This window comes from Achromobacter sp. 2789STDY5608621, from assembly GCF_001299375.1.
Taxonomy (GTDB): domain Bacteria; phylum Pseudomonadota; class Gammaproteobacteria; order Burkholderiales; family Burkholderiaceae_B; genus Achromobacter; species Achromobacter insuavis.
Window position 1 is genome coordinate 11069 of record NZ_CYTU01000001.1, and the last position, 22704, is coordinate 33772.

A 22704-nucleotide genomic window follows, 5' to 3' on the forward strand; every position below is an offset into this window, starting at 1 on the left:
CCCCAGAAACCGACGATCGGCCATTTCAGGGCCAGCGGCGTCTTCTTGGGATCGACGTGGCCCAGCAGGTCATTGGCATTGCCGATGAGCCAGAAACGGGTGCCGGGGAACATCAGGCGGAAGAAATAATCCAGCATGATGGCGGCCTTGATCGCCAGCGGATAGCGCTCGAAGGGGCGGTGCTGCAGATAGGGATGCTTGAGCGCGGCGTTGATCTGCTTGCTCTTGACGAAGAACAGCACCAGGCCGCTCAGCGAGCAGGTGATGAAGCACAGCACGAAAAGGCTGAAGGCCATGGCCATGGCGGGTGAATGCATGGAAATCCCGGTAACGCGCGGCGCGGCCGCGAACAGAGGGTTGTAGGAAAGGGCGGTCAGCCGCGGGTCTGGCCTTCGCCGGTCAGCACCCACTTGAGCGTGGTCAGGCCTTCCAGGCCGACCGGGCCGCGGGCGTGCAGGCGGTTGGTGGAGATGCCGATTTCAGCGCCCAGGCCGTATTCGAAGCCGTCCGCGAAGCAGGTCGGCAGGTTGACGTAGACCGAGCTGGAATCGACTTCGCGCTGGAAGCGCTGGGCCGACGACAGGTCTTCGGTGACGATCGCGTCGGTGTGGCCGGAGCCCCAGCGGGCGATGTGTTCGATGGCGTCGTCGAGCGAGTCGACGATGCGGATCGCCAGGATCGGGCCGAGGTATTCGGTGCCCCAGTCTTCCTCGGTGGCCGGCTTGGCGTGCGGCAGCAGCGCCAGCGTGCGCGGGCAGCCGCGCAGTTCGACGCCGTGTTCGGTCAGCGCGGCTGCCAGGCGCGGCAGGATCGAGACGGCCGCCACGGCGTCCACCAGCAGCGTCTCCATGGCGCCGCAGATGCCGTAGCGGTAGGTCTTGGCGTTGAAGGCGATGGCATGGGCCTTGTCCGGATCGGCGGCCGCGTCGATGTAGATGTGGCAGTTGCCGTCCAGGTGCTTGATCAGCGGCACGCGGGCTTCCTGCGACAGGCGCGCGATCAGGCCCTTGCCGCCGCGCGGCACGATGACGTCGATATGCTCGGTCATGGTGATGAGCTTGCCGACCGCGGCGCGGTCGGCCGTGGCCACGACCTGCACCGCGTCCTGCGGCAGGCCGGCGGCCGCCAGGCCCTGCTGCACGATGCGGCCCAGCGCCACGTTGGAGTGCAGCGCTTCGCTGCCGCCGCGCAGGATGGCGGCATTGCCGGACTTCAGGCACAGCGCCGCCGCGTCGATGGTGACGTTGGGGCGCGACTCGTAGATGATGCCGATGACGCCGAGCGGCACGCGCATCTGCGCCACGCGCATGCCGTTGGGGCGCACGCTGGTGGCGGTGACGCTGCCGATCGGGTCGGGCAGGGCGGCGATCTGGCGCAGGCCCTCGGCCATGTGCGCCAGCGTCTTTTCCGACAGGGTCAGGCGGTCGAGCAGGGCCGGCTCCAGGCCGTTGGCGCGGGCGGCGGCGACGTCCTTGGCATTGGCGGCGAGCAGGTCGGCCTGGTTGGCGGCGAGCGCCTCGGCCATGGCCAGCAGGGCCTGGTTCTTGGCGGCGCTGTTGGCGCGCATCATGGCGCGCGAAGCCCGGCGCGCGTTGTCGCCCAGGGTCAGCATGGCTTGTTCGATGGAGGACGAGGACATGGCGGCGTCGATCATGGTGAGGGGGCGGCCAGGGCGCCGCGTGCGATAGGGATAGTTTATCCGGCCGGGGGCCGGGAGGATCAGGAGGCGGCCGGGGCCGCCTTCACGGTCGGTTGCCGGCGGCGGCGACGCGCAGGGCCAGGCGGGTCATTTCTTCCCAGGGGTCGGACAGCCGGCCCGGGACGGACAGCCCCTTGATGAGGCGGTCCACTTCGTGCGCATGCTGCACCGCGGCGGGCCAGACGTCGGGACGGACCCGACCCAGCGCCTGCAGCGCCAGGCGTTCGTGCGCGCCGAAAATGCGCAGGCGGCGCATCAGGCCATTGGCGTCCTGGCCCAGGCTGCGGGCCTCGGCCACGCGCGCCAGCAGGCGGATTTCCTCGCCCACCGCCCACAGCACCAGCGGCAAGGCTTCGCCCTCGGCGCGCAGGCCGTCGATCATGCGGATGGTGCGGGCGATGTCGCCGGCCAGCATGGCGTCGCGCAGGCCGAACACGTCGTAGCGCGCGACGTTGAGCACGGCGCGCTCGACGTCTTCGGCCGCCAACTGGCCTTCGGGGTAGAGCAGGCCCAGTTTCTGGATTTCCTGGTGCGCGGCCAGCAGGTTGCCTTCGACCTTGTCGGCCATCCATTGCAGGGTGGCGTTGTCGGCGCGCTGGTTCTGGCGCGCCAGGCGCTGGCCGACCCAGGCGGGCAGGCGGCCGCGTTCGACGCTGGCGATGTCGACCATCATGCCGCCACGCGCCAGGGCCTGCATCCAGCGGCCTTCACGGGTGGCCTTGTCCAGGCGCGGCAGTGACACCAGGATCAGCGTGTCGGGGTTGTCGGCCTGCTTTTCAGCCTGCTCGGCCAGGCGCGCGAGCGTGTCGGCGCCGGGCTTGCCGGGCTTGCCGGTGGGGATCTTGAGTTCGAGAATGCGGCGGTCGCCGAACAGCGACACGCTCTGGGTGGCGGCGATCACCGCGCTCCAGTCGCTGCGCGCATCCATCACCATCGACAGGCGCTCGGTGTAGCCCGCCGCGCGTCCGGCGGCGCGCAGCGCGTCGACCGCCTCGGTCACCAGGAGAGGCTCGTCGCCGGACACCGTGTACAGCGGCGCCAGGCGGTTGCCAGCGCGCTGCAGGTGGTCGGCCAGGCGATCCGCGTCCAGGACTTGTGCCATCGGTCAGCGCAGGTTGGCCGGGTCGGTGGTGGACGGGGTCTGCCACGGCGCCGGGGTGCTGCGCGGCGTCGGCGCAGTCGGATCGTACAGCGGCGTTTCGCCGTCTTCGCCGCGCTGCTCGCGGTTCTCGAACGCCTTGCGCACTTCAGGCGCGGTCATGCGGCGCAGCAGGCGCGAGACCAGGTCGCGCTGCATGGCGATGTAGAGCGTTTCGATCTGGCCTTGCTTGGCCTGGACGATCTGGTCGTCGTACGGCATTTCGCGGTAGATCGACAGGGTCGTGTCCGGGATCAGGGCGCGGCCCTTGGCGTCGATCAGGCGGAAAGTGTAGTTGATGCCCAGTTCGTATTCCTCGACACGGCCCTGGGCGTTCAGCGACACCTCGCGCAATGCGCGCGTATTGGAGACCTCTTGCAGGATCGCCTGCGCGTCTTTCGGCGAAGTCACCAGCTTGGTGTCGGGCGACGCGGCCCGCAGCGCGCGGCGCACGTCGGCGCCGAACTGGGTGTTGTCGGCAATGCCGAGATAGAGCGTATCGAACGGCAGCGGCGTGACGCCGCGCAGCGTGAAGCCGCAAGCGGAGATCAGCATGAACAGCGCCAGGCAGGCGCCGCGCAGCAGCCAGGATTGGCGGGGGGAGTGCGTTTGTTGCCCGGCGAAGTACATGCTTGACCTCATCAGCCTACGACGTTGACCAGTTTGCCCGGAACCACGATGACCCGCTTGGGCGGGCGGCCTTCCAGGTAGCGGGCGACTTCTTCCTGGGCGGCGGCGAGTTTCTCGATGTCTTCCTTGGCGGCCTTGGCGGCGACGCGGATCGAGCCGCGCAGCTTGCCGTTGACCTGCAGCATCAGTTCGATTTCGTCCGCCACCAGCGCGGCCTCGTCGACGTGCGGCCAGGGCGCGTCGAGCAGGTCGCCCAGCTCGTTCGCGTAACCGAGGTCGCGCCACAGGTGCCAGGTGATGTGCGGCACCACCGGGTACAGCACGCGCAGCAGCACGCCCAGCGTTTCGGCGTAGGCGGCGTCGGCGTGCGCGCCTTCCGGCAGCTTGGCGTCGTCGATGGCGTTGAGCATCTTCATGCACGCGGACACGACGGTGTTGTACTGGATGCGCTGGTAGTCGTAGTCGGCCTGCTTGAGCAGGTTGTAGACCTCGCGGCGCAGATCCTTGACCGCGGCGGGCGCGCCGCTCCAGTCGGCGCCGGCGGCCAGGCCGCGGGCGATCGTGTCGCGCTGCGCGTAGCTGATGGACCACAGGCGGCGCAGGAAGCGGTTCGAGCCTTCGACGCCGGAGTCGGACCATTCGAGGGTCTGCTCGGGCGGGCTGGCGAACATGACGAACAGGCGGGCCGTGTCGGCGCCCAGCGTGTCGATCAGCGATTGCGGATCGACGCCGTTGTTCTTGGACTTGGACATCGTGCCCACGCCGCCGTAGGTCACGTCGGAACCGTCGGACTTGAGCTTGGCGCCGGTGATGGCGCCGCGCGCGTCGTAGACGTTCTCGACTTCCTCGGGCCAGAAATACTCGATGCCGCCCTGGGCGTTCTTGCGCGAGTAGATGTGGTTCAGCACCATGCCCTGGCACAGCAGCTTGGTGAAGGGCTCGTCGAAGTTGAGCAGGCCCATGTCGCGCATGACCTTGGTCCAGAAGCGCGCGTACAGCAGGTGCAGGACCGCGTGCTCGATGCCGCCGATGTACTGGTCCATCGGCATCCAGTAGTCATTGCGCGCGTCGACCATGGCGTTGTTGTTGCCCGGCGAGGTGTAGCGCATGAAGTACCAGGACGAGTCCACGAAGGTGTCCATCGTGTCCGTCTCGCGGCGCGCCGGCTTGCCGCAGCTGGGGCAGGCGCACGACAGGAAGGCTTCGTTCTTGGCCAGCGGATTGCCGCTGCCGTCCGGAATCAGGTCGGCCGGCAGCACCACCGGCAGGTCTTTCTCGGGGACCGGCACCGGGCCGCAGTCCGGGCAGTGGATGATGGGGATCGGGGTGCCCCAGTAGCGCTGGCGCGAGATGCCCCAGTCGCGCAGGCGCCAGGTGGTCTGCTTTTCGCCCAGGCCTTGCGCGCCCAGGTCGGCGGCGATGGCGTCCACGGCTTCCTTGTGCGACAGGCCGTCGTACTTGCCCGAGTTGATGGTGCGGCCGCTCTGCTTGTCGCCGTACCATTCCTGCCAGGCGTCGGTGGAATAGGCCTTGCCGGCCACGTCCACGACCTGGCGGATCGGCAGGTCGTATTTCCTGGCGAAGGCGAAGTCGCGCTCGTCGTGGGCGGGCACGCCCATCACGGCGCCGTCGCCGTAGGTCATCAGCACGTAGTTGCCGACCCAGACCTCGACCTGGTCGCCGGTGACCGGGTGCGTCACGTACAGGCCGGTGGGCAGGCCTTCCTTTTCACGCGTGGCCAGTTCGGCCTCGGTGGTGCCGCCCAGCTTGCACTGTTCGATGAAGGCGGCCAGCGCCGGGTTCGACTGCGCGGCGTGGGTGGCCAGGGGGTGTTCCGGCGCCACGGCGCAGAAAGTCACGCCCATGATGGTGTCGGCGCGGGTGGTGAAGACGTACAGCTTGCCGTCCTGGATCAGCTGGCCGTCCTGGCCGGCGATCTGGTGCGGGAAGGCGAAGCGCAGGCCCTCGGACTTGCCGATCCAGTTTTCCTGCATCAGGCGCACGCGCTCGGGCCAGCCGGGCAGATCGTTCTGCACCGCGCCCAGCAGTTCGTCGGCGTAATCGGTGATGCGCAGGTAGTAGCCGGGGATCTCGCGTTTTTCGACCGGAGCGCCCGAGCGCCAGCCGCGGCCGTCGATGACCTGTTCGTTGGCCAGCACGGTCTGGTCGACCGGGTCCCAGTTCACCACCTGGGTCTTGCGGTAGGCGACGCCCTTTTCGAGCATCTTCAGGAACAGCCACTGGTTCCACTTGTAGTACTCGGGATCGCAGGCGCACATTTCGCGCGACCAGTCGATCGCCAGGCCCATCGCCTTCATCTGCTTCTTCATGTAGGCGATGTTGTCGTAGGTCCACTTGGCCGGCGGCACCTTGGACTTGATGGCGGCGTTCTCGGCCGGCATGCCGAAGGCGTCCCAGCCCATCGGCATCAGCACGTTGTAGCCCCGCATGCGCAGCTGGCGCGCCATCATGTCGTTGATGGTGTAGTTGCGCACGTGGCCCATGTGCAGCTTGCCGCTGGGATAGGGCAGCATCGAGCAGGCGTAGAACTTCGGCTTCTCGGAGCCGTCCGGGTTCTTCGCGTGTTCATGGACCAGATAGGCGTCGCGGGCCTGCCAGTCTTGGTGGGCGGCCGCTTCGACGGTAGTGGGGAGGTAACGTTCCTGCATGGGCTCGTGCGCGATGGCGAAAAATGGGTGAACCGCCCCCGCGCGCCAGGCGCGGGGGCGGCCAAAACCCCTGATTATAGGAGGTGCTAGGCGCGGATAGGGGACGGGGCGATTTCCGGGATGCGGGCACTGGCCCCCAGCATGCCGTAAGCCAGGGTTATGGCCCCCAGAACCGCGCCCGCGGTGACCACGCCGGGCCAGCCGTAATGGGAGTAAAGCCAGGACGATACCAGCGATCCGGTCGCCCCGCCGATGAAGTAGCTGGTCATGTAACCGGCCGTCAGGCGGCTGCGGGCCTCGGGCCGGGTGCGGTAGAGCGAGCTGGTATTGGTGACATGGACGCCCTGGATCGCCAGGTCCTGGATCAGGATGCCGACCAGCAGCGCGATGACCGAGGCTTGGCCGAAGGCCATCAGCCCCCAGGAAGCCAGCAGCAGCAAGAGGCCGATGCGGGTGGCCTGGTTGCCCAGGCCGCGGTCGGCCAGGCGGCCGAAGCGGTTGGCGGCATAGGCGCCAGCGGCGCCGGCCAGCCCGAACAGGCCGATGGTGGTGTTGTTGAAGCCGTAGTCCGGTCCCGACAGCAGGAAGGTCAGCGGCGTCCACAGCATGCTGAAGGCGGCGAACAGCAGGCCGCCCAGCAGCGAGCGGCCGCGCAGCAGCGGTTCCTCGGCGAACAGGCGGAAGATCGAGCCGAGCAGGCGCGGGTAGCTCATGGCGGCCTGGCTCTTGTGGCGCGGCAGCACCTTCCAGAGCGCGGCGGACATGGCCAGCATCAGGATCGCGGCGACCCAGTAGACGGTGCGCCAGCTGCCGAGGTCGGCCAGCACGCCGGCGGCGGTGCGGGCCAGCAGGATGCCCAGCAACAGGCCGCTCATGACGGTGCCGACCGCCTTGCCGCGCTCGTGCGGCGCCGCCAGGGTGGCCGCGAACGGCACCAGCACCTGCGCCACCACCGACAGCATGCCGGTCACCGCGGTGCCCAGCATCAGCATCTGGATGTTGCGGGCGAAGGCCGATACCAGCAGGCCGCCGGACGACAGCAGGGTCATCAGCACGATCAGGCCGCGGCGCTCGAACAGGTCGCCCAGCGGCACCAGCAGGATCAGGCCGAGCGCGTAGCTCAGCTGCGCGATCATGACGATGCTGCCGGCGGTGGCGTTGGACAGCGTGAACTGCTGGCTGATGGTGTGCAGCAGCGGCTGCGCGTAATAGTTGCTGGCGACCGCCAGGCCGGTGGCCACGGACATCAGCAGGATGACGGGCGCGGTGAGCGGGGCGGGTTGGGCGGGAGCGGCGTTCATGTGAGGCGGGGAGTCGGGAGTGGCGGGGGAAGGGCTCAGGCGGCGATGCCGCCGGGCGTTTCCTGGTCGTGCGGGATCAGCAGTTTCTTCAGCAGGCCGGCCATCTGGCGGCGTTCGGCGGCATTGAGGGGGGCGAGCAGCGCTTCGAGTTCGCGCAGGTAATCCTTGAGCACCTGCTTGATGACGCGCAGGCCTTCGGGGGTCAGCGCCACGATGACGCCGCGGCGATCATCGGGGTTCGGCGTGCGCGCCAGCAGGCCGGCCTGTTCCAGGCGGTCCAGCCGGTTGGTCATGGCGCCCGAGGTCAGCAGCAGCGCCGCGACCAGCTTCTGCGGATTCATGGCGTGCGGCGCGCCGGTGCGGTACAGGGTCGCGAGCACGTCGAATTCGCCCTGGTGCAGGTTGTGGCGCTTGAATGCCTGGCCGACGTCGCGCGCGGCGAAGGCGTGGAAGCGGAACACGCGGCTGAGGACGCTCATCGGCGAGATGTCCAGGTTGGGGCATTCCTGCTCCCACTGCGACAGCACCAGGTCGACCAGATCGTTCATGATGTTTTTATATAAAGTATCTTGACGTAAAGATAAATTCTAGCAGACCGGCCCGGGATCATGCAAGGCGCGCCCGCCGGCCGGCGCGGACCGCGCCAGGAAGCGCGGGCGCGCAAAAAAGAAAGGGCCCGCCCCTTGCGGGGCAGGCCCTTTCCGGCTTGACCGGATAACCGTGCGGAATTACTGCGCGGCGTCCTTCAGCTTCTTGAGCGGGCGAACCTTCACCTTGACCGAAGCCGGCTTGGCGGGGAACCAGCGCTCTTCACCGGTGAACGGATCCTTGCCGAAGCGCTTGGCCTTGGCGGGAACCTTCTGCACGGCAACCTTGAACAGGCCGGGCAGCGTGAATTCGCCAGCGCCCTTCTTGTCCACGGAGCTCAGCACCGAGGTTTCCAGGCTGGCCAGGACGGCCTTGACCGACTTGGCTTCGACGCCGGACTGCTCGACGATGTAGGCGATCAGCTGGGTCTTGTTCAGAGCAGCCTTGATAGCCTTGGGGGCGGCAGCGACCTTCTTGGCGGCGACGACCTTCTTGGCTGCGGGCTTCACAGCGGGTTTGGCGGCGGTAGCCTTCTTTGCGGGCGCCTTGGCGGCGGGCTTGGTGACTTTCTTGGCAGGAGCTTTAGCTTTCGTGGCCATGGTCAAAATCCGTATGTTGAGGACATTGGGGCAGCGCGCGCGCCGGGTATCGGCGTTTAGCACTACGCGCCCGATGATAGCGGAAGAGTGGCGGTTGTAGCCGCTTTCGCAAGGCCTTTCGCGCAATCTTTGTTGTTTTCCAGGCAGAAAAACCCCTTCTGCAAGGGGTTCTGCAAAATGCAGTGACAATCACTGCGATTTTTTCAGTGCCGCGAAAGCGCTGCGCAACGTCGCCGCGCGCCGCGCGAAAGTGCTTTCGCAAGGGACTTTTGAACCATCCGGGGCCGGCGTGTTCCAATGCTTCGCGCCGCGCGTCGGCGGGCGCATGCAGGCGGCCGCGGGCTGCCTGCGCGCGCTGGCCCGCGTGCCATCCTTACCCCGCATGGAAGTGAAGCACCCTATGTTGATGAAGAAGTTGGCGGCGAGCCTGCTCGTTGCGACCGCATGTATGTCAGGCGCCCTGGCGCAATCGATGCCCCAGCCCGACCTGTCCGCCAAGGCCTGGTTGCTGCTGGACGAGACCAGCGGCCAGGTGATCGCCTCGCACGCCGCCACCGCCCGGATCGAGCCAGCCTCGCTGACCAAGATCATGACGGCGTACGTGGTGTTCAGCGCCATCCACAACAAGGAGCTGTCGCCGGACCAGAAGGTGACCATCTCGACACGCGCCTGGAAGGTGCCGCCCGGCAGCTCCAAGATGTTCCTGGAGCCCGGCTCCAAGGTGTCGGTGGACCAGCTGCTGCGCGGCCTGATGATCCAGTCCGGCAATGACGCGGCGATCGCGCTGGCCGAAGCGGTGTCTGGCAGCGTCGAGGCGTTCGTGGCGCGCATGAACGACACCGCCGCGCAACTGGGCCTGCACGGCACGCGCTTCGCCAGTCCCCACGGGCTGCCGGACCCGGGCACGTATTCCACCGTCAGCGACCTGTCGATCCTGGCCACGCGCTTCATCCGCGATTACCCCGAGCTGTACAAGACCTACGATTCGGCCAAGACCTATACCTATAACAACATCACCCAGCCCAACCGCAACCGGCTGCTGTGGCTCGATCCCAGCGTCGACGGCCTGAAGACCGGCCATACGGAGGCGGCTGGCTACTGCATCGTGGCCACCGCGCATCGGCCCAATGGCCGCGACCAGCGGCGCCTGATCACGGTGGTGGTGGGCACGGCCTCGGACAAGCTGCGCACCCAGGAAAGCCGCGAGTTGCTGGAATGGGGCTTCCAGGGGTTCAATACCATCAAGTTATATGCAAAGGGCCAGGCGGTGGCCACGCCCGAGGTCTGGAAGGGCCAGACCGACACGCTCAAGGCCGGCTTTGCGCGCGACGCCTACGTCACGGTGCCGGCCGGCGCCAAGGTCGAGTCGGTCTGGGCGCCGCAGGACCCGCTGGTGGCGCCGATCGCGGCCCAGGCCGCGGTCGGTTCGCTGCGCGTGATGGTCGATGGCAAGCCGGCCATGCAGTTCCCGGTGGTGGCGCTGGAGCCGGTGGCCGAAGCCGGATTCGCCGGCCGCGCCTGGGATTCCATCCGCCTGTGGTGGCGCGGGCATTCCTGATCCGAAGGGAGGGGACATGGCGGTGAGTTTTCCGGGCGGGCCGGCCGCGGCGCCGACCCCCGATGATCCCCTCGGGCTGCTGTCGGCCTGTCATGGGCGCATTGCGCGGCAATGCGCCACCTTGCGGCGCCTGGCCGCGCATCTGCCGACGCATGGCAGCGACGCCGCCGCCCAGGTCGCGGCGGCGGGCGTCGCGCGCTATTTCCAGACGGCCGCGATCCATCACCACGAGGACGAGGAAGAGGACCTGTTCCCGGCCCTGATCGAGTCCATGGCGGGTTCCGACGCCGTCTGCCTGCATGCGCTGGTCGATGGGCTGATTGCGGATCACGCGCGGCTGGCGGCGCTGTGGGCGCCGTTGCGGCAAATCCTGGACGAGATCGCGGCGGGCCATCCCGCGGTGTTGCCGGCGGCGCAGGTGGAGGCGTTCGCGGCGGCCTATGCGGCGCATATCCAGCGCGAAGAGGACGAGTTGCTGCCGCTTGCCACACGCCTGATCGCCGATGACGCGCTGGCCGCCATCAGCCGGGCGATGAAGGCGCGGCGCGGCGGCGAGGCCGGCTGAACGTCGTTGCGCGCCGGACGGCCGCCAGCCGCTTTCTTTTAGTGTTAAATGATCGCAGCCGGGGCAATCCGCGCCGGATCTCGAGCCGCCACGCCATGCACCGCAACGCCCGCTTTCGCCGGAAACTGCAGGATCCCGCCCTGATGCACGCCATGTCGGCGCACAATCCGCTGTCCGCCCGGCTGGCGGCCGAAGCCGGATTCGATGCGATCTGGGGCAGCGGCTTCGAACTGTCGGCCAGCTATGCGGTGCCGGACGCCAACATCCTGTCGGCCGGGCTGCACCTGGACATGATGCGCGCCATCGCCGCCACGGTCGATGTGCCGGTCATCGCCGATATCGACACCGGGTTCGGCAACGCCATCAACGTCTCCTACGTCGTGCCGCAATACGAGGCCGCGGGCGTGTCGGCGGTCGTGATGGAAGACAAGACCTTCCCCAAGGACACCAGCCTGCGGACCGATGGCCGCCAGGAGCTGGTGCGCGTCGAGGAATTCCAGGGCAAGATCGAGGCGGCTTGCGCCGCCCGCCGCGATCCGGATTTCTGCGTCATCGCCCGCACCGAGGCCCTGATCGCCGGCCTGGGGCAGGCCGAGGCCCTGGCCCGCGCCGCGGCCTATGAAGCGGCCGGCGCCGACGCCATCCTGATCCATTCCAAGCAGGCCACGCCCGACGAGGTGCTGGCCTTCATCGCGGCCTGGTCCGGCGGCGTGCCGCTGGTGCTGGTGCCGACCGCCTATCCACAGCTGCGCGAGCGCGACATCCAGGCGCTGGGCAAGGTGGGCCTGGTGATCTACGGCAATCATGCGATCCGCGCGGCCGTGGGGGCGATGCGCGAGGTCTTCGCCCGCATCCGCGCCGAGGGTGGCATCCATGCCGTCGACGCCGGCCTGCCGACGGTGCGCGATATCATCGGCCTGCAGGGCGACGCGGACATGCGCGAGCTGGAACGCAGGTTCCTGCGCTGAGCGCGCGGGAATACCGAAAAAAAGGGCAGGGGAGCGATGGCGGCGGGACGGAAAGCGGGGTTGGCGCGGGTGTTTGGCGATTGGGTGCCGGAAGTCGGCCCCGCGACCCTGCGCGCGGACCTGGCGGCCGGGCTGCTGGGCGCGCTGCTGGTGCTGCCGCAGGGCGTGGCCTTCGCCACGCTGGCCGGGCTGCCGGCGCAGTACGGCCTGTATTCGGCCATCGTGCCCTGTATCGTGGCGGCGCTGTTCGGCTCCAGCCGCCATGTCATGTCCGGCCCCACCAATGCCAATTCGCTGGCGCTGTTCGCCGTGCTGACGCCGCTGGCGGTGGCGGGCAGCCCGGGCTACATCGAGCTGGCGCTGGCGGTGACGGTGCTGGTCGGGCTGATGCAATGGCTGGTGGGCGCGCTGCGGCTGGGCTCGCTGGCGCACTTCATTTCGCCGTCGGCGCTATTTGGCTTCACCAGCGGCGCGGCCCTGCTGATCGCGGTGCATGCGCTCAAGGATGCCCTGGGCCTGCCGGCGCCGGACTCGCATGGCGCCGGCGCCTTGCTGGCCAGCCTGGCTGGCCATTGGGACCAATTGCAGGCGGGCGCGCTGCTGGTGACGGCGGTGACCCTGGCTTCGGCCCTGTTGCTCAAGCGGCTCGACAAGCGCAAGCCCTATATGCTGGCCGGGCTGGCGGCGGGGGCGCTGGCCGCGGCGGCGTTCAACGCGGCGGCGGATCGCTTGGGCGCCACGCCGGTGCCGCTTCTGGGCGACCTGGCGCAGCCGTGGCCGCCCTTCCATGTGCCCAGCGTCGATTGGCGCGCCTTGCCCGATCTGCTCAGCCTGGCGTTCGCGCTGACCATCGTGGCGCTGGCGCAGTCCATTTCCATCGCCAAGGCGGTGGCGACGCGCTCGGGCCAGCGCATCGACGCCAATCGTGAATTCGTCGGGCAGGGCCTGTCCAACGTGGTCGGCGGCTTCTTTTCCTGTTATCTGTCCTGCGGTTCGCTCAACCGCTCCATTCCCAACTACGAGGCGGGCGCGAAGACGCCGCTGGCGGCGGTGTTCTCGGCGTTGCTGCTGATGGCGCTGGTGGCGCTGAGCGGCCCCTTGCTGGCGCGGATCCCGCACGCGGCCATCGCGGGCCTGCTGCTGCTGGTGGCCTGGACCCTGCTGGACGTGCCGCGCTGGCGCCAGCTGATCCGCACCCAGCCCGGGGAAAGCGCGATCGCCGCGGCCACGCTGGCGGCCACCGTGACGATCCGCATGGAGGTCGCGATCCTGCTGGGCACGGTGCTGTCGCTGATGGCGTACCTGCACCGCACCTCGCGGCCGGCGATGCGCACCATGGGCTTCGATTCGCGCGGGCTGGACCGCCGTTTCGTGGTGCTGGCGCAGCAGCCCGAGGCATTGCCGGAATGCCCCCAGCTCAAGCTGCTGCGCATGGAAGGGTCGGTGTATTTCGGCGCCGCCGCACACGTGGCGCAGCGCCTGCAGGACCTGCGCGAGGGCGCGGCGGCGCCGCGTCATTTGCTGGTGATGGCCAAGAGCATGAATTTCATCGACCTGGCCGGCGCCCAGGTCTGGGAGGACGAGCTGGTGGCGCGCCGCGCCATGGGCGGCGACCTCTATTTCCACCGGCCGCGCCCCGAGGTGCTGGCGATGTGGCGCCGCACCGGCTTCCTGGAGCGGCTGGGCGCGGACCACGTGTTCCCCGACAAGGCGACCGCGCTGCACACGATTTACGCCCGGCTCGACCGGGGCATCTGCGCCGGCTGCCAGGCCAGGGTGTTCTGGGAATGCCAGCCCGAGAGCCCGCAGGCCGGCCACTGAGCCGGTCTCAGCCCGGGGCGTCGGTGCCCAGGTAGGCGGCCTGGACGCGCGCGTCGGCCGCGATCCGGTCCGGCGGACCTTCGGCCAGCAGGCTGCCGCGCACCAGCACGGCGATGCGGTCGGCATGCTTGAACACCACGTCCAGGCTGTGCTCGGTGAACAGCACCGCCATGCGCTGCGTATCGGCCAGCTCGCGCGTCAGGCGCATGAGCGCATGGCGTTCGTTGGTGGCCATGCCGGCGGTGGGTTCGTCCATCAGCAGCAGCTTAGGCCGGTGCGCCAGCGCCATGGCCAGCTCGACCCGCTTGACGTCGCCGTAGGCCAGCGCGCCGCAGTGCGCGCCGGCCTGGTCGGCCATCCGCACCTGTTGCAGCAGCGCCATGGCTTCGTCGGGGCGGTGCGAGGCGGCGCGGCGCCAGGGGCGCAGCAGCAGGCGGTCGCGCGACAGCAGGGCGGTCTGCACGTTTTCCAGCACCGTCATCGAGCGGAAGGTGGCGGCGGTCTGGAAGGTGCGGCCCACGCCCAGGCGGCAGATCCTGCCGGCCGGCAGGCCCACCAGCTCGCGTCCATCCAGGCGCACCGAACCGGCGTCGGGCCGCAACTGGCCGCCCAGCACGTTGAAGCAGGTGGACTTGCCGGCGCCGTTCGGGCCGATCAGCGCCAGCATGTGGCCGGCCTCGAGCTGGAACGAGACGTCCGCCAGCGCGTCGATGCCGCCGAACGATTTGCGCAGCCCCTGGACCCGCAGCAAGGCGTCGGCCGTGGTCATGCGCGCCTCCGCGACCCGCGCGCCGCGGCGCCCGCCAGGCCTGCTGGAAACACCATCACCAGCGCCAGGATGGCGAGCCCCAGCACCGCGTGCCAGTAGTCGGTGCTGCGCGCCGCGGCATCCTGCAGCCAGGTGTAGGCCGCCGCGCCGACCAGCGGGCCGGCCAGCGTCTGCAGGCCGCCCAGCAGCACCATCACCAGACCGTCCACCGACCGGCTCACGCCGAGCACGTCGGGGGCGATGCTGCCTTTGGAGAACGCGTACAGCGATCCGGCCAGGCCCGCGGCCAGCGAGGCGGCCACGAAACCGACCCACTGGATGCGGCGAGTGTCCATGCCCAGCGCCTCGGCCCGCAGGGCCGAATCGCGCGCGCCGCGCAGCGCGTAGCCCAGCGGCGAGAACGCCAGGCGCCGCAGCCAGGCGATGCCGAGCGCGCACAGCGCCAGCGTCAGGTAGTAGAACCAGGGCCCCTGCGTCAGCCAGCGCGACGGCCACAGGCCGATCAGGCCGTTGCTGCCGCCGGTGACGTCGTCCCATTGATAGGCCAGCGCCCACAGGATCTGCGCCACCGCCAGGGTCAGCATCGCCAGGTACACGCCGGACAGCCGCACGCAGAACCAGCCGAACACCACGGCGCCGAGTCCGGCGGCCAGCGGCCCGAGCAGCAAGGCGGCTTCCATCGGCAGCGCCGCCAGCTTCAGCAGCAGCGCGGCGCCATAGGCGCCCAGGCCGAACCAGGCGGCGTGGCCGAAGGTGGTCATGCCCGCCAGGCCGGTCAGGAAATGCAGGCTGGCGGCGAACAGGGCGGCGATCAGCACTTCGGTCAGCAGGATGCCCAGATAGGGCCATTGCGCAGCCGCCAGCGGCGCCAGGAGCAGCAGCGCCAGCAACGCGCCATAGGCCAGCCGCAGGCGGCGGCCGGCGGGGGCGATGGGCGCCTCGGCCGCCAGCGCGTGCGAGGAGGGCGCCGGCGCCCGGCCCAGCAGGCCCCACGGCCGCGCCACCAGCACCACCGCCATGACGGCGAATTCGGCCAGCAGCGTGAGCTTGGACAGGTTGAACAGCCAGGGGCCGATTTGCACCTGGCCCAGGAAGACGAAGACGGCCTTGACGCAGCAGATCAGCACCGCGGCCAGGAAGGCGCCGGGGATCGAGCCCAGGCCGCCTACTACGACGACCACGAAGGCGCTGGCGATGATCTCCAGGTCGAGCCCGAGCGTGGCGGGCACGCGCGGCGCGGCCAGCGCGCCGCCCAGCCCGGCCAGGAACGCGCCCAGCGTGAAGGCCGAGGTGAACAGCCAGGCCTGGTTGACGCCGAGCGCGGCCAGCATGTCGCGGTTCTCGGCGGCGGCGCGCAGCAGCCGGCCCCAGCGGGTGCGCATCAGCAGCAGCCACAGCAGGCCCAGCACCACCGGGCCGGCCACGATCAGCAGCAGGTCATATTGGGGAAAGCGCCGGCCCAGGATCTCGACCGCGCCCGACAGGCCGGGCGCGCGGGCCGCAAACAGGTCTTCCGGACCCCAGATCGCCAAGGCGGCGTCGCCGATGATGAGCACCAGCGCGAAGGTCGCCAGCAGCTGGAACAGTTCCGGCGCGCGATACAGCCGCTTGAGCACCAGCAGTTCGGCGGCGGCGCCGATCAGGCCGGTGGCCAGCGCCGCCAGCAGCAGGCCGGCCCAGTAACCCGGTCCGTCGCCGAAATAGTGGGTGAAGCTCCAGGCCAGGTAGATCCCCAGCATGTAGAAGGAGCCGTGCGCGAAGTTGACGACGCGCGTGACGCCGAAGATCAGCGACAGGCCGGCGGCCACCAGGAACAGCGCGCTGGCGTCCGCCAGGCCGTTGAGCAGCTGCGACAGCAGCCCCGACAGGCTCATCAGTGCGGACGCATCTTGCGCACTTGTTCATCCGGCGGCTGCAGGCGCGCGCCGTCGATGTAGGCGAAGTCCTTCATGATGCCCTTGCCGTCCTCGACCGCGGTGACGCCGATGTAGACGCCCATGGTCGACTGGTGGTCGATCTTGCGGTACTGGATCGGGCCGTAGGGCGTATCCACTTTCAGCCCGGCGAAGGCGTCGACCAGCTTTTCGGTGTCGACTTCGCCGGCAGCCTTCAGGCCCTGGGCGATCGACATCAGCGAGGCGTAGCCGACCACCGAGCCGACCTTGGGCGTCTCGTTGTAGCGCTTGCGGTAGGCCTCGACGAAGGTCTTGTTGGCCGGGGTGTCGATGGCGTACCAGGGGTAGCCGGTGACGATCCAGCCCGACGGCGTGTCGGCGCCCAGCGGTTCCAGGTATTCCGGTTCGCCGGACAGCACCGAGACCACGGCGCGGTTCTCGAACAGGCCGCGGGTGTTGCCCTCGCGCACGAAGCGGGTCAGGTCGGCGGCGAACAGCACGTTGAAGATGGCGTCCGGCTTGGCGTCGGCCAGCGCCTGCACCACCGCGCCGGCGTCGACCTTGCCCAGCGGCACGGCCTGCTCGGCGACGAATTCGACGTCGGACTGGAACGACTTCATCATGGCCTTGAAGGTGGCCACCGCCGATTGTCCGTATTCGTAGTTGGGGTAGACGATGGCCCAGCGCTTCTTGCGCAGGGCCAGCGCCTTGGGCGCCAGCGCGGCCACGTGCATCCAGGTGGAGGGGCGCAGGCGCCAGGTATAGCGGTTGCCTTCCTGCCAGGTGATCTTGTCGGTCAGCGGCTCGGCGGCCAGGAAGAACACCTGTTGCTGCTTGGCGAAGTCGGTCAGCGCCAGCCCGGTGTTGGACAGGAAGCCGCCGAACAGCAGGTCGACCTTTTCGCGCGCCAGCAGTTCCTGGGCGGCGCGCACCGAGTCGCCGGGGTTGCCGTTGTCGTCGCGCGAGATCACCTCGAGCTTGCGGCCGAGTACGCCGCCGGCGGCGTTGATCTCTTCCTGCGCCAGTTGCCAGCCTTTCTTGTACGGACCGAGGAAGGCCGGAATCGCCTTGTAGCTGTTGATCTCGCCGATGCGGATCGGCGGTTCCTTGTCTTTGGCGTCCTTGGCGGACGCGACGGGAGTCAGCACCAGGGCCAGTAGCGCGGGAGCGAGCGCGCGGCGCAGCAGGGTCAGGCAGGGACGGAGCATGGCGGATATCGCAGGCAAGAAGGTCCGACCGGAGCCGGGCCTTGTAGGGGACGATTGCTGTTGCGGCCCAATTGAAGCATGCGCGGCGTCCGAGCGCCAAGGAAAACGGCGGGGGACGGGTCCGTCCGCCAACGTGAGAAGACCCTGCGATGCAGGGCCCAGCAATGAAAAAAGCCCTGCGAGGGCAGGGCTTTTTCGACTTTCCGGAGACCGGCCGAATTACTTCAGCTTGGTTTCCTTGTAGTCAACGTGCTTGCGAGCGACCGGATCAAACTTCTTGATCAGCATCTTCTCGGGCATGTTGCGCTTGTTCTTGGTGGTCGTGTAGAAATGACCCGTGCCGGCAGTCGACTCGAGCTTGATCTTTTCGCGGATACCTTTGGCCATGTCGTGCTCCTAGTATGTCAGATTGGCGGGGGGCCGATTAGGCCAGTTCGCCGCGGGCACGCATGTCGGCCAGCACGGCGTCGATGCCGTTCTTGTCGATCGTGCGGATGGCCTTGGCCGAGACGCGCAGGCGCACCCAGCGGTTTTCGCTTTCAACCCAGAACCGGCGCGATTGCAGGTTGGGCAGGAAGCGACGCTTGGTCTTGTTGTTCGCGTGCGAAACGTTGTTGCCCACCATCGGGCCTTTGCCGGTCACTTGGCATACGCGTGCCATGGATGCACCTCATTTATTCTTGCGCATCGCCGGGGGGTAGACAGGGTTTCAGCCGCCGGGCTGTATCAGAGGCGTGGATCGTCGTGGTCTTGCCACGAGGTCTTGCCATCTTGCCGGCCACCCAGTCTTAGTGGATGAGGGGGAATCGGGGATCCCGCCCAGTGCTTATACCCGCTGCCTGCCATCCGCAAAAATGCGCTTGGGGGTCAGAGTGTTGAACTACAAAGCATAGTAGTCCAGCACGGGAAACTTCATGTGAAGACGTAGATTCTAATACGAAAAATCGAGATAAATCAAGTGCCAGGGGCGCGGCGCAGGGAAAAGCGTGGCTTTCCTGCCGCGATGGGCGCGTCCGGACGGCGCCCGCCGGCTTGATAGCAGCGGGCATGCTCCACCGGCGGGCGGCGGCGCGGCCGCCGATACCTTGTGTCCCTGCATTCAGACCGGGTGCGATTGCGCCACGCGGCCCGACAGCCAGGACAGGCAGGCGCAGGTCGCCAGCGTGGTCGTCAGGGGCAGGGCGCTGTCGGTCTGCCAGGCGCTGACGGCGAAACCGGCCAGCGCGCCGCACGACAGTTGAAGCGTCCCCAATAGCGCCGAGGCCGCGCCCAGGCGCTTGCCCTGGTCGGACAGCGCCAGCGCCGCCGAGTTGGGGTTCACGAAACCCTGGCTGCCCATGTAGCAGATCAGGCAGGCCATCAGCAGCGGCAGCGTCATCCAGCCCATCAGCGTCAACGCCACCGCCGCCAGGCTGGCGCAGGCCAGCGCAGTCAGGGCGCGGCGTTGCAGCTGGCGCGGGGTGTGGGTGCGCAGCAGGCGGGCGCTGATCTGCGAGCAGATGATGAGCGACAGCGCGTTGGTGCCGAACAGCAGCCCGTAATACTTGGGGTCGACGCCGTACAGTTCGATGAACACCCGCGGCGAACCGATGATGTAGGCGAACATGCCGGCCTGGCCGAAGCCGCCGGCCAGGCTGTGCGCCATGAAGCCGCGGTGCGCGAACAGGGCGCGGTAGTTCTGCACGATGGTCTGCCAGCGCAGCGGCACGACCCGCTCGGGCGTCAGCGATTCCTTCATGATGAGCACGACGGCCGTCATCAGCATGGCGCCGCCGGCCAGCATCACCCAGAACAGGCTGCGCCAGCTGGCGATGCCCAGCAGTTGTCCGCCGGCCAGCGGCGCGAGGATCGGCGCCAGGCCCATGATCAGCATCAGCAGCGACATGGCGCGCGCTGCTTCGTGGGTTTCGTAATGGTCGCGGATGACGGCGCGCGGAATCACGATGCCGGCCGCGCCGCCCATCGCCTGCACCACGCGCCAGCCGGTCAGCGCCTCGACCGAGCCGGCCAGGGCGCAGCCCAGCGACGCGATCATGAAGAGCGTCAGGCCCACCAGCAGCGGCGGCTTGCGGCCGAAGCGGTCGGCCATCGGGCCATAGAACACCTGCGCCAGCGCCAGGCCGATCAGGTAAGCGGCCAGCGTGCGCTCGACATCGCCGCGCGGCACGCCCAGGTTGGCGGCGATCGTCGGGAACGCCGGCAGGTACATGTCGATGGCGAAAGGACCGATCGCCGTCAGGGCGCCCATGAGAATGAGCCAGCCCGGCAGCGCGCCGCGGGAAGAAAGGGTAGGGGGCATGTGGACCGCGAGGGGGGCTCGCGCAAGGGACAGGGCGCGTCGCGCTGCATTGCGCGTTTTGCACCAAGCCAAAGACTGTATCACGCACTGCCTTACACGCAAATTGCAAGTGATTTCCGATACAGTCTGTCCGTGTCCGTACGTATTCCAGAGGAGATGCTGTGAGTCCTTTGTTGTCTGTTGTGGAACGCAAGCTCCAGGCCTTGCCCGTCACTGTCCAGCTGGTGTTGCCCGATGGCACCGTGGTCGGGCCGCCGGATCCCCGGGTGCGGTTCGTGACGCATGACAAGACCGCGCTGGCCCACCTGGCCGAGGGCGCCGTCGGCGTGCTGGGGCAGGACTACGTCGAAGGCCGCATCGACATCGAAGGGTCGATGCGCGATGTGATGGCGGCGGCCGCGGCGCTGCTGCCGGGTTCACCGGTGGACGCGGCGCGCGGCGGCTGGCTGACCGAGCTGGTGCGCAAGGTGATGTCGGTGTGGCGTCACTCGGTGGAGCGCGACGCCCGCCAGATCGAATTCCATTACGACCTGTCCGACGATTTCTATGCCCTGTGGCTGGATCCGCGCCGGGTCTATTCCTGCGCCTATTACCGCGAGCCGGGCATGAACCTGGCGCAGGCCCAGGAAGCCAAGCTCGACCACATCTGCCGCAAGCTGCGGCTGCGGCCGGGCGAGCGCTTCCTCGACGTGGGCGCGGGCTGGGGCGGGCTGTTGCTGTGGGCGGCCGAGCACTATGGCGTCGACGCCACCGGCATCACGCTGTCGCGCAACCAGCATGCGCACGTCAGCAGGCTGATCCAGGAAAAGGGCCTGGGCGAGCGCGTGCGCGTGGAGCTGCTGGACTACCGCAAGCTCGACGAGGCCGCGCCCTACGACAAGATCGCCTCGGTCGGCATGTTCGAGCACGTCGGCCGGGCCCAGCTGGAAGGCTATTTCGCCAAGCTGCGCCGGCTGCTCAAGCCGGGCGGGCTGATCATGAACCACGGCATCACCGCGGCCGGCGTTTACAACGCCGAGCTGGGCAGCGGCATGGGCGAATTCATCGAGAAGTACATCTTCCCTGGGGGCGAGCTGACCCACATCAGCGTCGTCATGGAGGCCATGACCAACGGCGGCCTGGAAGAGGTGGACGTCGAAAACCTGCGACCGCACTACGCCCGGACCCTGTGGGCCTGGAGCGACGCGCTCGAGGCCAACCTGGCCGAGGCCGCGCGGATCCTGGGCGGCGAGCAGGGGGAGCGCTCGCTGCGCGCCTATCGGCTCTACCTGGCGGGTTGCGCCATGGGCTTCGAGCACGGCTGGATCGCGCTGCACCAGATCGTGGGCCAACACCCGGCCACGGGGCGTCCGGATGAACTCGACAATCCGCCCGACCTGGCCTACCCGTGGCGACGCGATTACATGTACCGGGACCCCGATCCGAAGCCCTGAAACCGAGTTTCGGGACCATTAAATGTATTTATACGAACAAAATATTAACTAAATGTATCTACATTTTCGGGAGGCGATTCTCCAGGGGAAAACGGGGAATCGCCTCTTGGGAATAAGGGTTTTTCCGCACGGTTTTCGGCGTGAATGTATCTGATTCGTTCAGGGGTGGGCTTGGGTCATGCATTAATTTCGGTTAAGATGCTGGCTTCTTCTTTCAGTTTGTTCACTATCTGTGGGTTCTCGAAAACTCTGTTTTTGAGGCTCCTGTCTTGCAAGACTCCGCACCCTGCGGATCCTCTTGTTGCTAGTGTCGGTTTGTATTGGCGGTTCTGCCCGTCTTCCGCACAACCCCCTTAGCTCCATGGCACGGCTGGACCAGCGCCGCCGTGTCCCTGAACCTATGGAGGCAAAAGCCAATGCGTTTCACCCCCGTCAAGACCCTGGCCGCCGCGGCCGTCTTGTTTGCCTTCGCCGGATCGGCCCAAGCCGCCGATGCGCCGCAATGCGAACTCAAGCGTCCGATCAATTTCGGCGCCATGAACTGGGAATCCAACCTGGTCCTGGTCGATGTCGAACGTTTCATCATGGAAAAGGGCTATGGTTGCAAGACCGAAACCCTGCCCACCGAGACCTTGCCGGCCCTGGCCGCGCTCGAGCGCGGTGACCTGGACATCAACACCGAGATCTGGCTGAACAGCGTCGCCGACCCCTGGGAACGCGCCGAAAAGACCGGCCGCGTCAAGCGGATCGGCGATCTCTACATGGGCGGCGAAGCCTGGTACATCCCGCGCTACACCGCCGAGCGCCTGCCCGAACTGAAGTCCGCGGCCGACTTGCCGAAGTTCAAGGACAAGTTCAAGGACCCCGAGGAACCCGGCAAGGGCCGTTTCTACGGCTGCCCGGCGGGCTGGGGCTGCGAAGTCACCAGCACCAACCTGTTCCACGCCCTCAAGCTGGACGATTCCTACACGCTGTACTCGCCGGGCACCGGCGCGGCGCAGAAGGCGGCCCTGATGTCGGCCTACAAGCGCAAGCAGAACGTGGTCTTCTACTACTGGTCGCCCACGCCGCTGGTCGGCGCCATGGACCTGGTCAAGCTGGAAATGCCGCCCTACGACGCCGACAAGCACAAGTGCCTGACGTCGCCCAAGTGCGCCAAGCCCGAGCCCAGCGCCTATCCCGACAATCCCGTCTTCACCGCGGTGAACACCAAGTTCTCGCAGGAAGCGCCGGTGCTGACCGAATTCCTGTCGAAGGTCTCGGTGCCGCTGCCCGTGATGAACGAAACCCTGGCCCACATGGAAGAAACCGGTGACGAGTCCGGCGCCGTGGCCAAGTGGTTCCTGAAAAACAAGCCCGACGTCTGGACCAAGTGGGTCCCCGCCGACGTCGCCGGGCGCGTGCAAAGCGCGCTGTAACCCCCGCCGCCTTTCCGGCGGCGGTCCGTTCCGGCTGGCCGGGACGGACCGCCGGGTTGGACTTTTTCCCCTTGGGATGACCCCAAGGGGAAAAAGCCCTCCGGCAGGCGGACTGTCCGCCACGCGGGCAATGCGCGGGATGCCTA

20 protein-coding genes are annotated in these 22704 nt (G+C 68.0%); 6 read left to right on the forward strand and 14 right to left on the reverse strand.

The features are described 5' to 3' along the window. The 8 genes from AOZ53_RS00070 to AOZ53_RS00105 all read right to left on the reverse strand — a co-directional run. On the reverse strand, positions 1–317 hold a 317-nt coding region (locus AOZ53_RS00070), incomplete at its 3' end, for a hypothetical protein (RefSeq protein WP_197286432.1). A 56-nt stretch (positions 318–373) separates the two neighbouring features. After that, positions 374–1654, reverse strand: a complete 1281-nt coding sequence (locus tag AOZ53_RS00075) for a glutamate-5-semialdehyde dehydrogenase (RefSeq protein WP_054477769.1) — start codon at positions 1652–1654, stop codon at positions 374–376. Positions 1655–1742: 88 nt separating this feature from the next. Next, positions 1743–2801, reverse strand: a complete 1059-nt coding sequence (holA, locus tag AOZ53_RS00080) for a DNA polymerase III subunit delta (RefSeq protein WP_054486543.1) — start codon at positions 2799–2801, stop codon at positions 1743–1745. A 3-nt stretch (positions 2802–2804) separates the two neighbouring features. Further along, positions 2805–3467, reverse strand: coding sequence for an LPS-assembly lipoprotein LptE (gene lptE / locus AOZ53_RS00085; RefSeq protein ID WP_054477767.1), 663 nt, complete (start codon positions 3465–3467; stop codon positions 2805–2807). Positions 3468–3478: 11 nt separating this feature from the next. After that, positions 3479–6136 carry a leucine--tRNA ligase gene (leuS, locus tag AOZ53_RS00090; RefSeq protein ID WP_054486544.1) on the reverse strand — a complete coding sequence of 886 codons (2658 nt, stop codon included), beginning with the start codon at positions 6134–6136 and terminating at the stop codon, positions 3479–3481. Positions 6137–6222: 86 nt separating this feature from the next. Then, complete coding sequence (locus tag AOZ53_RS00095) at positions 6223–7437, reverse strand: MFS transporter (RefSeq protein ID WP_054431700.1); 1215 nt, start codon at positions 7435–7437, stop codon at positions 6223–6225. A gap of 35 nt (positions 7438–7472) precedes the next feature. After that, complete coding sequence (locus AOZ53_RS00100) at positions 7473–7985, reverse strand: MarR family winged helix-turn-helix transcriptional regulator (RefSeq protein WP_054431699.1); 513 nt, start codon at positions 7983–7985, stop codon at positions 7473–7475. A gap of 180 nt (positions 7986–8165) precedes the next feature. After that, entirely contained in the window at positions 8166–8624 is a 459-nt protein-coding gene (locus tag AOZ53_RS00105) for an HU family DNA-binding protein (protein WP_006385647.1), read from the reverse strand. Between the two features lie 400 nt (positions 8625–9024). Between AOZ53_RS00105 and AOZ53_RS00110 the strand changes: the two genes are divergently transcribed. The 4 genes from AOZ53_RS00110 (at position 9025) to AOZ53_RS00125 (ending at position 13536) form a co-directional block, all read left to right on the forward strand. After that, positions 9025–10182, forward strand: a complete 1158-nt coding sequence (locus AOZ53_RS00110) for a D-alanyl-D-alanine carboxypeptidase family protein (protein WP_082385477.1) — start codon at positions 9025–9027, stop codon at positions 10180–10182. 16 nt (positions 10183–10198) lie between these two features. Then, a complete protein-coding gene (locus AOZ53_RS00115) occupies positions 10199–10747 on the forward strand; it encodes a hemerythrin domain-containing protein (RefSeq protein WP_054486545.1) in 549 nt (182 codons plus the stop codon). Positions 10748–10842: 95 nt separating this feature from the next. Further along, the gene (locus AOZ53_RS00120) at positions 10843–11715 is read left to right on the forward strand and encodes a phosphonopyruvate hydrolase (protein ID WP_054486546.1); all 873 of its coding nucleotides are present in this window, start codon (positions 10843–10845) and stop codon (positions 11713–11715) included. Between the two features lie 36 nt (positions 11716–11751). Beyond that, positions 11752–13536 (forward strand): SulP family inorganic anion transporter, encoded by a 1785-nt coding sequence (locus tag AOZ53_RS00125; protein WP_054486547.1) that lies wholly within the window; start codon positions 11752–11754, stop codon positions 13534–13536. A gap of 7 nt (positions 13537–13543) precedes the next feature. Here the strand turns inward: AOZ53_RS00125 and AOZ53_RS00130 are convergent, their stop codons facing one another. From AOZ53_RS00130 to AOZ53_RS00155, 6 genes are all read right to left on the reverse strand, one after another. Then, positions 13544–14305: an ABC transporter ATP-binding protein gene (locus AOZ53_RS00130; protein WP_054486548.1), complete on the reverse strand. Its 762-nt coding sequence runs from the start codon at positions 14303–14305 to the stop codon at positions 13544–13546. Beyond that, positions 14302–16179, reverse strand: coding sequence for an ABC transporter permease (locus AOZ53_RS00135; RefSeq protein WP_054486549.1), 1878 nt, complete (start codon positions 16177–16179; stop codon positions 14302–14304). The genes AOZ53_RS00130 and AOZ53_RS00135 overlap by 4 nt, the downstream gene beginning before the upstream one ends. Further along, positions 16179–17408, reverse strand: a complete 1230-nt coding sequence (locus AOZ53_RS00140) for an ABC transporter substrate-binding protein (protein ID WP_082380540.1) — start codon at positions 17406–17408, stop codon at positions 16179–16181. The genes AOZ53_RS00135 and AOZ53_RS00140 overlap by 1 nt, the downstream gene beginning before the upstream one ends. Positions 17409–17627: 219 nt before the next feature. After that, positions 17628–17795, reverse strand: coding sequence for a 50S ribosomal protein L33 (rpmG, locus tag AOZ53_RS00145; RefSeq protein WP_003810296.1), 168 nt, complete (start codon positions 17793–17795; stop codon positions 17628–17630). A gap of 37 nt (positions 17796–17832) precedes the next feature. After that, positions 17833–18069: a 50S ribosomal protein L28 gene (rpmB, locus tag AOZ53_RS00150; protein WP_006390601.1), complete on the reverse strand. Its 237-nt coding sequence runs from the start codon at positions 18067–18069 to the stop codon at positions 17833–17835. A gap of 438 nt (positions 18070–18507) precedes the next feature. Continuing rightward, positions 18508–19656 carry a Bcr/CflA family multidrug efflux MFS transporter gene (locus AOZ53_RS00155; protein ID WP_054486550.1) on the reverse strand — a complete coding sequence of 383 codons (1149 nt, stop codon included), beginning with the start codon at positions 19654–19656 and terminating at the stop codon, positions 18508–18510. Positions 19657–19868: 212 nt separating this feature from the next. On the opposite strand from AOZ53_RS00155, the gene AOZ53_RS00160 reads away from it, so the two are divergent. Further along, positions 19869–21140, forward strand: coding sequence for a class I SAM-dependent methyltransferase (locus AOZ53_RS00160; RefSeq protein WP_156333148.1), 1272 nt, complete (start codon positions 19869–19871; stop codon positions 21138–21140). 416 nt (positions 21141–21556) lie between these two features. Further along, positions 21557–22558 (forward strand): ABC transporter substrate-binding protein, encoded by a 1002-nt coding sequence (locus AOZ53_RS00165; RefSeq protein WP_054431691.1) that lies wholly within the window; start codon positions 21557–21559, stop codon positions 22556–22558. Positions 22559–22704: the final 146 nt, after the last annotated feature.